Here is a 13,308-nt window from a genome sequence, read left to right as displayed (position 1 = left end):
AGGGCCCGCGAATCGAATCTCCATTTCGATCGGTTCACCCGCGTCATCTGGTCGGGTGACGTTCTGGTTCGTCGCTCGGCCCAGTACGTTGTGCTTTGCTGGGTCACCCGCGAAAAAGCTGACTTCGTAAGCAAACTCAAGCGAAGGGGAAACGTTTTCGGGTGAGTCGCTGGTTTGGCCTGGTGTCTCTTTCGAGACCGTCGCAGTGTTCTGGTCTGTGTCGGGGGAAGTGGATGTTTCGGTGTCGCTTGTGCTTGCGTCGGGTTCTGATTCTGGGGCGGTGGAGAGTTTCAAAGAGGATTCGGGAGGCAACCAGTACGCCGCCAAGTTGTCGATGCCTTCATGGGCTCCCGGCAGTTCAAGCAATTCGATTCGGCCGTCGGGCCAAGGTGAGTCAGGTTGGATCCAAACGCTGGGCCGTTTGTCGTAGCGTGCGTTATGATCGTCGTAGTGATAGAAGGCTCGGTTCCGCTGGATCAAACCGAACCCATGCAGCGATTGGACGTCTTTCGAAGTCACGGATGGATAACTTTGGCGTGCAAACGCTCGCCAACTCCATTCCTCCGGACCCGTCTGAATCAGTAACCCGTCGCTGTCGTGCACGGATGGGCGACTGTCTTTGGGTGGACCATTCAGTCCATCGCCCCACATCCACATGCTGGTCAGAGGAGCCAACGCAATCTTTTCCGGTTGGTCACGGAAGAAGATTCGGGCTTGGACCTTCACCCGTGTCACTTCATTGCCAGGTAGCAAATGAAAACGGTATGCCCCGGTGACACTTGGGCTATCCATGAAGGCGAGGATCGCGATTTGATCCGAATCGACCGCTGGCATCTGAATCCAGAAGGCGCGAAAGTCTGGGAACTCTTCTTCCTGCATCATCGCGATGTTGAGGGCCAACCCGCGAGCGGACGCACCGTAGATGGTGTCTCCACTGCGCCCCCGAAAGTAGCTCGAGCCGATGAAACTCAGCATTTCTTGTGCGTCGGGGCGATCTGGGAAAGGACCGACGACTCGGAAACCGGCATGACCTGCCGCCGGAATCTCGGCTTTTTGCCATGGTGCCTCGTAGACGAAGTCGTCGTTGCTGAACGCGATGCGTTGGACGATTGGCTCGCCGTGTGGCGAAGGATTGAGAGTGAACAGTTCGACCAAGTCTGTTTGGACAAATCCGCGGTGGAACGTTTCCAACCAGAACGGCAGTCCCTGGTCAAACCAAGTGGCTCGTTCCGGTCGAAACTTCACCTTGATGTAGTCGTCGTACTGCCATGATGCCAAAGGCTCCGGCAGCGGAGGGGCTGGAACGTATTCAGCTAGCGATCGCTCAGCGGCTAATTCGCAAAGGGAATCGAAATCACGAACGTCGATGAAGTCCACCGCCTTGGCCGGAGTGGCCGCGATCGACATCGCAATGACAATAGCTTGGCAGGCAAGAGAGGCCAGCCTCACAGCACGTTGGTCAAAATTCATACACCTGGTCCCGTTGAAGACAAGCAGCAGGGGAGAATCGCACGGCAGTGGATTCACCGAAGCAGTTTAGCTTCCGCGAAGCACTCAGCGTGCCCAAGTGAAAAGATGAAGCGAGCTTCTCGGGCTCGAAGCCCTTGCTAACCGACCAAGGGGCGGAAACCGGCCAATCGGAAGGCTCGCTGGGCGGCGGGGTGTTTCATGAACGGATGCCAGACGCCTTCCTCCAACAAATTCGATGCGGCCAGGAGGGTGATTCCCGTGTCGATTCCAATCACATCGGATCCGATCCAACCACGCTTGGGGTTGAAAGCGTTGACGAAGCCATAGCGACCATAGACGGACTCCCCGAACGTCTCCTTTTGATAGCGAAGGGTCCGCATCGCTTGGTCGGGGGCAATCGCCAATCCGCCGCCCGCTGCACTTGGGACGACTGTGCCATCGATGCCACGATCAGGTTGTGCTTCGCCGTCTTGGTAGGGGCCGCCCCAATCACGGTAACCATCTGATGAATCACTGCTGGTCAGACCCCACAGGTCTTCCCCGTAGTGCCCGAATCGCTTGGGCGACTGAGCGGCAAGGGATTTCTGGAAGTCGATTTGTGCCAGGTGAGCTAGTTGTGAGTTTCGCCAATAGTTGCGACCGTCGGGAGAGATAACGGCACGAAAGTCAAAGAACGCTTGCGGGTATTGATGGACAAACAGAGGCGGGTAGCTGACGAAGGATTCACCCTGGTGATGAAGGAGTGTGTCGCGTCGCCAAGCAGTCCAGCAACTCGGAGGAATCGGAGAACTCGGGGCTCCGATCGCGAGCAGAACCAGAATGGTCAGTTCACTGAACCGGTCCCACTGATAGGGAAGTCGCCCGGTTTCAGGTTGCCAACCCATGTGAAGACAACCGTTGTCGCCAAGCATCCAACGCCAATCGACTCGTTCGTACAGAGCGTCCGCTAGTTCGACCAATTCGCGATCGTCTTGAAAGACTTGTGAAGCGTGCATTGCACCGGCGATCAACAACGCGGTGTCAATCGTGGACGCTTCACAGTCGAGGGCCCGTTGTCCGGTCAGTCTGTCAATGAAGTGGTAGACCAATCCGCGTTCATGGTCTGCCTGGTTGACCAAGAAGTCCAGCATCGTTCGAGCACGTGAGGCGCCTTGCTCGTGAGAGATCCAGCCGTTGTTCGCTGCCACACCGTGGGCAGCCAAACCGAAACCGCAGGCGGCTGTGCTGGCATAGGTGCTGAAGGAGCTCCCGTCGGCATGTCCGCGGTCGGAGATCAGTCCGGATTGCGGGTCGGCTGCTTCTTCAAAGTACCGATAACATCGATGTCGCAGGTCATCTAGAAATGGGTATGAGTTCTCGTCCATCATTCGATCATCCGTTCCCGCTTGAGAATCAGCGGAGACCATCGAGAAGTCTCCGTCACCACGAAGACGATGCGCCGCGAGCAAGGGCGCGGCAGCGAGAGCGGAAAGAAGCAAACGTCGCTTCATGCGGACGAATCCAGTTTGGCGGGGGGAGTGGCGGGGGCGGCTCGCAGGCGGCGGGGGGTGCACCGCTGCGACGTCGCTGCTCTGGTCCCGGAGCAAAATGAGTTACCAAGAAGGCAGGTGTAACTCTACTACGGGGTTTAGTGCGTCGTTGTTCGTTGGTTTGTGGATGCTAGGGCTTCGTTAGTGGCCTCGCAAGTTCGATGCTCGATTTGCATCCATCCTTTGTTTGGAAATGATTGATTCTGCGTTGATGCCGCCAGCGGCAATCGCTGCCCAGTTTGGTGGCAGCAAATCAATCAACTCGCCCGAATACTGGCTCACCGTCGATGTCGCAATTGCACCCAACAAATTCATGTTGATTTCTCGTGAACACGAGGGCGTTCTCAAGAAGCTTGATGGGGTTCGAGAGCCGCTCGTAGCTCCCTTAGAGAAATTTTGAATGAATTTGCGGATCCGTCCGGAAATTCCGGCGCGGGATTTGATAAACCCTCATGGTGGCAAACGTCGATGCTTTGACCGTTTGGTAAAGCGTCACGTGAAGCCCACGCGCCACTCGTTCGACTGGCCCCTTTTCTTATCAGGCTCTTCCGATGAACACTCTCAACGACCAATCTCTGTCTGTCATTGCGGACTATTTGCATCGCTGTGGGAACCACCATCCCGACAGCGTGCGTGATCAATCGCACTACTTCGTGGGACTCGCAAAGCAACGTTTGCGGGTGGATGCTGATTCCGGTGAAGCGGAGCAAACGCGTGGTGAAAGCAATGATCCACGCCTGCCACAATTGACATTGGAGGCAGCGATTGACGAGTTGTTTTCGCAACCCAGATCAAATGCACCCGCGGGGGCGGCGAGCCGGCGCCGACGTGTGATTCCTCAGTCGGGGACGCGGACGTTGCGCCCCAATGAAACACCGCTGTTGATTGGTCCTTTGCGGCCGCAATGGTGGATGCAAATGGCTTCGCGGCATATCCAAGAACCCGTGATGGCATGGTTCGGTTCGGTCGGTGAAAAGACCCGCGGACAACAACCCGAGGCCATGACCGATGGTCAGTAAAGAGACCAAGCAAATCCGCTGGGTGATCGCCACACTCGCCTTGTTGATCACTGTGGTTGGAACGACGATTTACGTCATTTCCATGTCGGCGAATGGTCGCGGATGGTTGGAGTGGATGAGCGTTCCGCTGTTTGCGTTGCTGTTCGGTTGGATTGGATTTTCGTTTGTCGTCGCCACGTTGGGGTTCGTGCGTTTACTGCGTCACCGAACGCCTGCAAGCGAACCCACCTCGGTGGCCGACGAGAGGCCGACAGCGGTACTGGTGCCGGTTTACAACGAGTCACCTGAAGACGTGTTTGCCCGGGTGGAAGCGATGGTCCGAGGTTTAGGACCGAATCACCGTTTTGATTTCTTCATCCTGAGTGATACCAACGATTCCGAGGTCTGGCTCGCGGAAGAGTTGGCCTGGTCTCAGTTGACCGATCGGTTGGATGAGGAAGTGCAGACATCCTGCAACGTTTACTACCGACATCGCCGCGAAAATGTGGCTCGCAAAGCGGGGAACATCGCTGACTTTTGTCGTCGGTGGTCGGATCCCTATTCGTTGATGATTGTGCTGGACGCGGACAGTCTGCTTGAACCCGACACGATGGTGGAAATGGTTCGGCGGATGGAAGCCGATGATCGGCTGGGGATTTTGCAAGTCCCGCCGACGCCGATCGGCCGGCATTCGTGGTTCGCTCGCATGCAACAATTCGCGGCCGCGGCCTACGGTCCCGTGTTCTGCGAAGGGTTCGATGCTTGGGCGGCCGAGCAAGGCAATTACTGGGGGCACAACGCAATCATTCGGGTGGAAGCGTTCTGTGATTGCTGCGACCTACCGGTGTTGCCAGGACAAGCACCCTTGGGCGGTGAGATTCTCTCGCACGATTTTGTCGAGGCATCGTTGCTGGTTCGCCGAGGCTGGAAAGTTCGTTTGGCCAATGACATCGGTGGCAGTTACGAAGAATGTCCCACGACGCTGACGGACTATGCCCAACGTGATCAACGATGGTGTCAAGGCAACTTGCAGCACAGCCGGTTGTTGCTGAGCGAAGGCTTTCATTCGGTCAGCCGATTGCATTTCTTGAGCGGCGTGTTGGCTTATGCCAGTTCGCCACTTTGGATTTTGTTCACGTGTCTTTGCGTTGCGAGTTGGGTGTTGGAAAACAGGACGCCGTCAGACGTCGTTCTTTTTCAGTCCGTGTCGCCAACAACGATGCAGCTTGGTTTGTTTGTTGCCGCGATGACGATGTTGTTGGTGCCTAAATTTTATGGCTATGCCAGTGTGGTGAACCGGGGCCGGGCGTGGCAATTCGGTGGTGCCATTTCAATGTTGCTGGGGGTGTTGATGGAGATCGTGTTGTCGGTCTTGCTTTCGCCAATCATGGCCATCATGCACACTCGATTTGTGGTTTCGACGCTGCGAGGTCGGAAAGTCAAATGGTCGTCACAGCAACGTGGTGAGCATGGTTTGCCTTTGTTCCAAGCGATACGCGATTACGGAATGCTGACGTTGCTTGGTGTCGCGATCACGGGGGCCGTTTTCACGTTCGCCCGATCGTGGGCGGTGTGGTTCCTGCCGATCACCGCTGGACTGATCTTGGCGGTCCCCTTGGCGATGGTCATGGCGAGCAAAGAGATCGGCAGGTCGTTGGCAAAGCTTCGGTTGCTGGTGATTCCAGAGGAAACCAATCCGCCGGAGGTGTACCAACTTTACGAGCAAGCGATGTTGGAATCTGGGCAGCGATGGGCTGCTCTGCCAAAGTCATCCATGCTGGAGCAGTTGATTGATAGCCCGACCTATTTCCACACGCACCATGAGGTGTTGCGAGCCAGTGGTTCTGAGCATGCGATGACGGAGAGTGAACGAGAGGAAGTCCGAAGTTCCAGTCGTCGTTTGCAGGTTGGAAAGAACGAATCCAGCGGCGTGGACGTGTCCAAGATTCCAATGGAACTGAGGCGTGCTTTGCTGAGCGACATGGAGTTGCTAAGGGAACTGCACGTTCAGACGCACGCGAATCTCAAGCGTTTGGCCAAGGCGGCAAGTTGAATGCTATTGGTCGGATTGGTTCGTGGCCAACACAAATGGGGCATGAAGGGCGTCAGCGCAAAATGACAAACGCCAGAGCGGCCACGAGAAGCAACAACACCAACACCAATGCAACGGTCGCGGCAATTCGTTTCCGCGATCGTTTGCGTTTGCTGGAATCGAGTGGGCCGCCTCGATTGAGAACGGTGACCTTGTCACGATCTGCAGGTGCGTCCACCAATCTTCCGTCGACAAGATGTGCGTTGCCGGGAGTTGCCAAGATTGGTTTCTGAGGAGCGTGTGCTTCGCCGGAAGGGTTGTTCTCGTGGGTGGAACCGCCCCGTTTGAGTTGACGCAGGATTTCGCCGGCGGGCTTCCAGTCCGGCCATCCGTCACGCCACAGCATCGCGGCATCGGCGATTCGACCTTCGGTGATCCACTGCTTCATCGTCGGGCCGTCGGCCGGACCATATTGGCCGCCGCTTGGCGGGCGAACGTACCAGACGGCAGTCGAGTCGCCGAGGATCGCATCGGGGCTGGTCGGCAGAGATTCGGTGGAAGTGGCGGATCCCGCCGCATTTTGGGGCTTGGTTTGCGGGCGTTCGATCGTGGTCGATCCGCCGGCGGCGGACGCCGAGAAGGACTCGTGGGTGGCCGCCGATTCGGATGCTTCGACCTCGGATGGCTGCTCCAAAGATGCCAGGTCGCCGGCCACGTCAGTGGCGTCGGCCGTGGTGGAAGAATGGGTTCCCGAGGATTCTTCGTCGACCGCGATGGACTGGGGTTGGTCTTGGGTAGGAATGCGAAACCGCACCGAGCACGAGGGACAAACGCCCCGCCGTCCGGCAAGTTCTGTCTTGATGTTCAGTCGCTTCCCACACGCATGGCAAGCAAAACGAACGCCCATAAAACCGTGGTCCGAATCGAGAAGAAGAAGAGCGAAGCTGAGCTGAGACGAACTCAACCGCCCCACTATAATTGAAACCCGAATGCTCGTGCGAACCCTGACGTGATGGTCGCTGCTGCTCGCTCACCCCTCTTGAGCCGGGAGCTGTTTGGGGAGTTCCGTCACGACGGCATAGGTTTTTTTGCCGTTTCGACCGATCCACAACGCCAGCGGAGTCTCTCCGCACTCGCGGAGTTTCTTGCCTAATTTGCCGGGGTCGATGTCGACGCTTCGAGCCTTGATGATCTCGGGATACGCGTTTGCCTTTCGAAAGTACCTTCGCAAGGCTCGGTCGTCACAGGACAGCCGATCGCGAATGGGAGCGACCATCGCGAGATGTTGGCAGGCATGCTGAGGCGATGAGGGGGCATCTTCTGGTTCGTTCCAATCGGCAGTCAGGAACCCGGAGGGACCGCCCAGAGTTTGGGCCTCGTGAGATCGAGCGAAATGGTCCGTCAGGCCTGCCGCCCGGATGGCTCCGTCCGGATCGATCATCCAGCTTTGGGCTGCCGAAGCGACTGAAGCAGGATCGGCCGAGTCACCTGATTCGGCGGAGTAGCACTGTGCCGCGTCGTGTTTCAAAACGACCGCCGTTCGACCGCCCGCTTGCCATGAGGCGGCGCCTTGGGAAGTTGTCGGAGGCGTTGGCAGACTGCCCCAAATCGCGGTTTGTTCACGGACGCTGCCGCCGGATGAAATCCACATCAGGTGGCAGGCATCGGAGAGGGATGAATCCAATGTTGTGGCGGGTGCCATCTTCACCAAGCCGCCGTTTACCTGATTGAGCAGCGCTTCGGTGCGTTCCCATGTCGGCAACCACGCGTCAGGCTGGACGTGACGTTGATTGTCAACGCGGCGATCCGGATCGATGTGAATCCAGTTCGACCCGCTCACGACATCAGCCGGTTCAGATTCCATGACGTCCAAGCAACGCAGATTCGCGTTCACGTCTGCGGTGATCAGATTCGCGGCGGTGAAAGACAGTAACGATTGGTTGGCATCGATGCCGGTGGTGGGACCGCGGCGAGCCAAGGCGATCAGGTCGCCTCCAATTCCACAGCAGATGTCCGTGACCGATTGATCGCCGAACCAACAGGCTTTGAATTTCGCCACCTGCCGGGTCGTGGACTGTTGGATCGCGCGCCGATTCACCCACCATGATTCTCCCTCGCGAATTGGTGGGCCCAGCGTGGCGGTGGCGCGAGTTTGCAGTCCGGCGATATCCTTGAGGACGGCTTTGGTTCCGCTGGACAGTGTTCGCATGACTGGCGAATGCAGTTGACCGGCAATGCAGTCGCGCATCGCTGCCCTTGTTTTGTCAGTGACTTCCAACTCAATCGGTGATGCGGTCACGGGGCAACTCCTGTCAGCAATTCTTTCAACGACGCGTTGGCCGCGTCAAACGAGTTTGCCTGGCAAAGTCTCAACGCTAGGTCCTGTTGTCGTTGGCTGATCGGGACTGGCGAATGACGAGGCGGAAGCGTCGACAACAGATGCCCGGCCAGTGTGTTCATCAACTTTCCGATTCCAGGATCGTCATCCTCGCTTGCGATGGTTTGGTGCTTGATTCCGATGAAGGACGAACGTTCGTGTTCTACTAGCAGGTCGGATTTGTTGAGCACTTCCAGGACGATCGTCTGATTCGAAATCGGGAGCTCGTTTCGAAATTCGGCTCGTTGATCCAAGGTCGATGGTTGGCACACGATCAACAGCAGGTCAGCGGTTTCGATCGCCAGCGACGCACGGCGGATGCCTTCGCGTTCGATCGAGGCTCCTGACTCGGTCAAATGAGCTGTTTCGCGAATGCCAGCGGTATCGCTCAGCCGAACCGGAACGCCAGCAATCACCGTGTCGCACTGCAAAACGTCTCGCGTTGTGCCGGCGGAATCGTGTGTGATGCTGCGTCGAAAACCAACGATCTGATTCATCAAGCTGCTTTTGCCGACGTTCGGTGGACCGGCGAGAACCAACCGTCGAGGTTCGATCAACCGAACCCCTTGTTCGCCATGGGAGCACACCGTCCGAGCGTCTTGGTGAAGTTGATCGAGCAACACCGTTTGTTGTGCAAGCGGAGCGTTCGAGTCGTGCGCAAGTTGAAGACGTTCGATCCAATGTTCGCACCACTGAACCAAGGCACCTCGGGTTTGGTCCAATGCGACCGCGGCTTGCTGACCGGTGACGCATCTCTGCAAGACGTGTTCTGCTTCGGTCACGATGATAGATTCGTTCCGCCGCCAGGTTGATGCGTCCACGGTGGCGACATTGCGATCGTTGAGAGAGGCCAGGATCGCATTGACAGCCGCTTCGCCACCATGCCCATGGATTTCGAACCCACCATCGGGCATCGGAGTCAGGACAATCGATTCGCCAGGGACGTCCTGGCGGCTTTTCCAAGTGCCGTATCGGACCTGCCCTGGCTGCATTGCTGGGGAAGCGTTGGATGCGGGAACAAAACATTCGTCCACGCACTGAGCCGCACGAGGGCCTCGCAGACCGATCACCGCGACGGCGGACCGACCGACGCCCGTCAGTCGAGTGGCTAGGGTGTCGCAGTGGGATGTCATGGATAGGAGCGGAATCTGTCTGTCATTGGGGAACGCGAAGGGACCATGCCTTCACGACATGCTGAATGGTGACCAGGTCCGTGAGTTCAGCAACGGTCAAGCGGACGCCAAAACGCTGGAGGACGGAACGCTCCGCATCGGACCATTGACCCGCCGCGATGTAAAGACGATGTCCGGCCGGAGCAGCCGGCGAGTTCAGCCACTGAATCAATTCAACAATCCCGGTTGTGTCGCCGGCCCAGAGGACAACCTCGGCGATCGGAGCTTGCTGCGTACGAAAATTTCGCTTGCAGAGGGGCAGTTCATTCAGGGAGGCGATGCGAGCGAGTTGAGAATCGGCATTCCACATCACTTGGGCGGCATCGAACCAACGCTCAGCGTCGGGGCCGGTGATCCAAAGTTGGGGGCCCACGACGATCATCCCTCCAATTTTCGAAGCAACCGAGCGCGACTGATTCCCAATCGGCGAGCCGCTTCGGCTTTGTTGCCTTGTGCCGCCTTCATGGCCCGGTCAATCAATTCTCGTTCGTATTTTTGAACGGCTTCGTCCAGGGACTGGATTCGGAAATTTTTGTCGCTTTGCTCCGCTTCGGATTTCTGCTCCGAGTTTGAGATTGGGCCAACGCGATAGGAGCGAATGACCAACGGCAAGTGCTCGCGACCGATGCGATCGCCGACGACACGCCCGAGCGCCGAATGCATGGCTTCGGCAAGCTCATCGAAATCGTTTGGCCAGGGATAAAGCGTCAATGCGTCCAACGCATCCCGACCTAAACGCGGCGTCTCCGTCGTCGCACTCGTTTTTCGCGATTGATTGGAACGATAGGCCTCGTGAAGCAGCGCCATCGCGAGCGCGGGGATGTCCTCGCGACGATCCTTCAGTCGTGGGATCGTGATCGGCATCGCGCACATCAAACTCAAAAGTGTATTGGCGATCCCAGTGACCGCCTGAGGCATTTGAGTCAGCTCAGCGATCTGTGCGTCCAACGGATCGACCGTCGGGTTGGTTTGCGATTGATTCTCGATGACGCGTCGCGGATCCAGCAAACCGATCAGACGGAGGTGATCGCCGAACGCATCCACCCACTGAGTCAATTTCAATTGAGCGTCATCGGGCATTTCGTCCAAGCGTTCAATCAGCAAGGTTGCCTTGCCGCGACCGGATTCACTTCGGTTGATCGAGTGGATGGCCGGTGCCGCGTAGGCTTCCAAGAGTTCTGCGTCCATCAAGGCCCCGTCGACGATGGTCAGCGGTTCGCCTGGGATCGACGTGTCGTGCAACCAAAGTGCCAGTTCACGACTGCTGGCGTTGGTCATCGTGAACAACCCCAAGTGACAACGCATGGAGGTTGCCGCCGTCACACGCCGACGCAATCGTTCGGCTGCCTCGGATTCGCCTGCCAACAGAATGTCCGCCGCTCGCTTGTTGGACGAGCGGTGCTTGGCGATCAATTCGCGAAGCTGAGACTCCTGACGCAAGCCGCCTTCGCCCAGCCAGTCGGACAATGGCACATCGCTGTCGCGGAGGAATTCGCCCACGCAGCCCAGGGTGTAACCGCTGGTGCCGAGCGAAACCCAGTGTGCGATTTCCGTCAAGGGTTCCCGCGTTAACGAGCCCTGGCCTTGAAAACCGTTGCCTGGACCTTTTCCTGAATCGGATGAGTCCACTGCGTTTGGGTTCAGGGTGATTCGTCGCGTTTGGTGGCCGCGAAAACGGATCGATGGGTCAGGGCGAAGAGCGTCGACCCAGAGTTCTGCCAGTTTTTCGACGGTTCGCGAGTCGTCCGATTCGCCTGAATTCCCCAACCACTCCGCCATCGCTGGCGAAAGATGAATCAATTCACCGGCAGCGTCGATGATCCACACGCGAGCGGCGGATGCATCGAGCTGTTTGATGAGCGATTTGGGGCGGGACGATCGATTAGAACGTGTCAAGAATGAAGTGGTGTCCTTTGTGGAACCGGCGATTGCTGGGGTAATAGTTGTGCCAGCTTTTATTGTAGACCGGAATTCTCATTTCGGTGGGGTAGCGATGGTACAGGCTGTCGCTGCTTTTGTAGTAGTCTTGGCCCCAAAAGTTCTGGGGGTAGTAGACGTAGGGGTAGTGGTACATCCGGTTCCAGTCCGTGTTCGCGGCGGATGATCCCCAGCTTTGGCCATAGGCACGTTGGCCTTGATAACCCATTTGTCCCATTGCATTGGGAAGAGTCCCACCGGCTCCCATTGCCACAGGGGCACCGTAGCCCTGGGCGGCGGCGCGAGGAGAATCGCAGGCAAAGCCTACAAAGAAAACAGCCGCTGCTGCGGCCAAAATGGTAGCTCGTTGGTACATTCCGACATTCCCCCCCGGGTATGAATCGCGTTTGGCGATGGATCTTTTGATCTCGTGGTTTTCCCGCGTGGAGTGGTCCACACCGGTTTCATCGGAGTTATCGGCACAACCCACCGATCAGGATGAGTCGTTTCGTTTCCGATTATTGCGTCAGGTGCTAGAATTTCGGTGAGAGACGGTTTGAACCTCGCCCAATCTGGAACGTAAACTCTGATTGCTTGGCACCCGATTGCGTCTTCGATGTCCCGCCAATTACCCACCACCTTTTGTGAATTCATGATCACTTTGAAAGCTCGTGTCCTCGTTGGCGTGCTGGTGCTCGGAACGCTGTTGACCGGCCCGTTCGCGTCTGCCTGCCCATTTTGCAGTGCCGTGTCTCAGACGCTGCGTCAGGAGATGGAAGTGATGGACGCGGTGGTCGTCGCGTCAGCGCTGCAAAGCGATTTGACACGCAACGCCGATACGGATGAGGTCAAGATGCGAATCGAGACCGTTCTGAAAGGCGCTGAACACGTGGAAGTCGGGCAAACCGTCACCGCGGTCTACTTTGGCGATGTGGCCAAGGGACGACGTTTTATGCTCAGCGGAGTGGACCCCCGAGACATGCAATGGTCTTGCTTGCCGTTGACGCCGAAGAGCGAGAAGTACCTGGAAAACATCACCCGGTTGGCCGGCAAAGAACCGGCCGAACGATTGGTTTTTTACTACGACTACCTGCAAGACGAAGACTCGATGCTGTCACGCGACGCCTACGACGAATTCGCGTCCACCCCGTACGAAGAGATTCAAAAGATCGAATCGATTTTGGATCACGACACTCTGGTCACATGGGTCCAAGACCCTGAGATGTCGCCTGATCGCAAACGCATGTATTTAACGTTGCTGGGGATCTGCGGCGGGGAAGAAGACTTGCCCATGCTGGAATCCATGCTGAGGAGCACCCAAAAAAGCTCTCGTTCAGGACTGGACGCTCTGATCGGCTGTTATCTGACCCTCGCCGGAGAAGAGGGGCTGCCGGTAATCGATGAGCTGTTCCTTGAAAATCGGCAAGCATCGTACGCCGATACCTATGCCGCCATCATGGCTTTGCGGTTTCACGGCAGTGAAGGTGGTGTGATCGCTCGAAGCGCTTTGGTGCCGTCTTTGCATCACATTCTGGATCGACCGGATTTGGCTGACTTGGTGATCCCTGACTTGGCGCGTTGGAAAGACTGGAGCCAAGTCGATCGCATCAAGCAATTGTTTTTGGACGCCGACGCAGACAACAATTGGGTCCGTGTTCCCGCTGTCAATTACTTGCGGGCATGCCCCAAACCGGAGGCCGCCGAAGCAATCAAGGAACTTGAGAAAGTGGATCCCGATAGCGTGCGACGTGCCAACACTTTCTTCCCCGTTCCCAAGCCATCTGCCGGCGTGAAACCCGTCACGCAGTGACTT

At 57.2% G+C, this 13,308-nt stretch carries 12 protein-coding genes; 4 read left to right on the top strand and 8 right to left on the bottom strand.

Annotation, left to right across the window (positions count from 1 at the left end):
• Window positions 1-1,470, bottom strand: a 1,470-nt coding sequence (locus tag ACF8AM_RS13985; RefSeq protein ID WP_392556226.1) for a glucan biosynthesis protein, incomplete at its 3' end; no start/stop codon positions are given.
• Window positions 1,471-1,607: 137 nt separating this feature from the next.
• Window positions 1,608-2,960 carry a glucoamylase family protein gene (locus tag ACF8AM_RS13980; RefSeq protein ID WP_392556225.1) on the bottom strand — a complete coding sequence of 451 codons (1,353 nt, stop codon included), beginning with the start codon at window positions 2,958-2,960 and terminating at the stop codon, window positions 1,608-1,610.
• Between the two features lie 226 nt (window positions 2,961-3,186).
• Here ACF8AM_RS13980 and ACF8AM_RS13975 point away from each other — a divergent pair, with 226 nt between their 5' ends.
• The 3 genes from ACF8AM_RS13975 (at window position 3,187) to mdoH (ending at window position 6,050) form a co-directional block, all read left to right on the top strand.
• Window positions 3,187-3,399, top strand: coding sequence for a hypothetical protein (locus ACF8AM_RS13975; RefSeq protein WP_392556224.1), 213 nt, complete (start codon window positions 3,187-3,189; stop codon window positions 3,397-3,399).
• Between the two features lie 151 nt (window positions 3,400-3,550).
• Window positions 3,551-4,018 carry a hypothetical protein gene (locus ACF8AM_RS13970; RefSeq protein WP_392556223.1) on the top strand — a complete coding sequence of 156 codons (468 nt, stop codon included), beginning with the start codon at window positions 3,551-3,553 and terminating at the stop codon, window positions 4,016-4,018.
• Complete coding sequence (mdoH, locus tag ACF8AM_RS13965) at window positions 4,008-6,050, top strand: glucans biosynthesis glucosyltransferase MdoH (RefSeq protein ID WP_392556222.1); 2,043 nt, start codon at window positions 4,008-4,010, stop codon at window positions 6,048-6,050. Before ACF8AM_RS13970 ends, mdoH begins: the two co-directional genes overlap by 11 nt.
• Before the next feature lie 52 nt (window positions 6,051-6,102).
• Here mdoH and ACF8AM_RS13960 read toward each other — a convergent pair whose 3' ends face one another.
• The 6 genes from ACF8AM_RS13960 to ACF8AM_RS13935 form a co-directional block, all read right to left on the bottom strand.
• On the bottom strand, window positions 6,103-6,936 hold the full coding sequence (locus tag ACF8AM_RS13960) for a DUF4339 domain-containing protein (RefSeq protein ID WP_392556221.1): 834 nt from the start codon (window positions 6,934-6,936) through the stop codon (window positions 6,103-6,105).
• Between the two features lie 123 nt (window positions 6,937-7,059).
• Window positions 7,060-8,328 carry a class I SAM-dependent methyltransferase gene (locus ACF8AM_RS13955; protein WP_392556220.1) on the bottom strand — a complete coding sequence of 423 codons (1,269 nt, stop codon included), beginning with the start codon at window positions 8,326-8,328 and terminating at the stop codon, window positions 7,060-7,062.
• Window positions 8,325-9,539 (bottom strand): GTPase, encoded by a 1,215-nt coding sequence (locus ACF8AM_RS13950; protein WP_392556219.1) that lies wholly within the window; start codon window positions 9,537-9,539, stop codon window positions 8,325-8,327. Before ACF8AM_RS13950 ends, ACF8AM_RS13955 begins: the two co-directional genes overlap by 4 nt.
• Window positions 9,540-9,561: 22 nt before the next feature.
• Window positions 9,562-9,960, bottom strand: coding sequence for a hypothetical protein (locus tag ACF8AM_RS13945; protein ID WP_392556218.1), 399 nt, complete (start codon window positions 9,958-9,960; stop codon window positions 9,562-9,564).
• Complete coding sequence (locus ACF8AM_RS13940; RefSeq protein WP_392556227.1) at window positions 9,957-11,405, bottom strand: helix-turn-helix domain-containing protein; 1,449 nt, start codon at window positions 11,403-11,405, stop codon at window positions 9,957-9,959. The genes ACF8AM_RS13945 and ACF8AM_RS13940 overlap by 4 nt, the downstream gene beginning before the upstream one ends.
• Window positions 11,406-11,460: 55 nt before the next feature.
• Complete coding sequence (locus ACF8AM_RS13935) at window positions 11,461-11,871, bottom strand: calmodulin-binding protein (protein ID WP_392556217.1); 411 nt, start codon at window positions 11,869-11,871, stop codon at window positions 11,461-11,463.
• Window positions 11,872-12,111: 240 nt separating this feature from the next.
• Here ACF8AM_RS13935 and ACF8AM_RS13930 point away from each other — a divergent pair, with 240 nt between their 5' ends.
• Entirely contained in the window at window positions 12,112-13,305 is a 1,194-nt protein-coding gene (locus ACF8AM_RS13930) for a hypothetical protein (RefSeq protein WP_392556216.1), read from the top strand.
• The last annotated feature ends 3 nt before the right edge of the window (window positions 13,306-13,308 follow it).

The sequence above is a fragment of the Rhodopirellula sp. JB055 genome, from assembly GCF_043100905.1.
Classification (GTDB): Bacteria; Planctomycetota; Planctomycetia; order Pirellulales; family Pirellulaceae; genus Rhodopirellula.
The sequence above is the reverse complement of the archived record's forward strand: the minus strand, read 5'-3'. Positions and strand labels throughout refer to the sequence as shown.

Excerpts from the sequence above, each read along its gene's own strand:
- ACF8AM_RS13930 (WP_392556216.1), top strand. The coding sequence starts at position 12,112 with ATGTCCCGCCAATTACCCACCACCTTTTGTGAATTCATGATCACTTTG.
- ACF8AM_RS13980 (WP_392556225.1), bottom strand. The coding sequence starts at position 2,960 with ATGAAGCGACGTTTGCTTCTTTCCGCTCTCGCTGCCGCGCCCTTGCTC.
- ACF8AM_RS13945 (WP_392556218.1), bottom strand. The coding sequence starts at position 9,960 with ATGATCGTCGTGGGCCCCCAACTTTGGATCACCGGCCCCGACGCTGAG.
- ACF8AM_RS13960 (WP_392556221.1), bottom strand. The coding sequence starts at position 6,936 with ATGGGCGTTCGTTTTGCTTGCCATGCGTGTGGGAAGCGACTGAACATC.
- ACF8AM_RS13935 (WP_392556217.1), bottom strand. The coding sequence starts at position 11,871 with ATGTACCAACGAGCTACCATTTTGGCCGCAGCAGCGGCTGTTTTCTTT.
- ACF8AM_RS13970 (WP_392556223.1), top strand. The coding sequence starts at position 3,551 with ATGAACACTCTCAACGACCAATCTCTGTCTGTCATTGCGGACTATTTG.
- ACF8AM_RS13950 (WP_392556219.1), bottom strand. The coding sequence starts at position 9,539 with ATGACATCCCACTGCGACACCCTAGCCACTCGACTGACGGGCGTCGGT.
- mdoH (WP_392556222.1), top strand. The coding sequence starts at position 4,008 with ATGGTCAGTAAAGAGACCAAGCAAATCCGCTGGGTGATCGCCACACTC.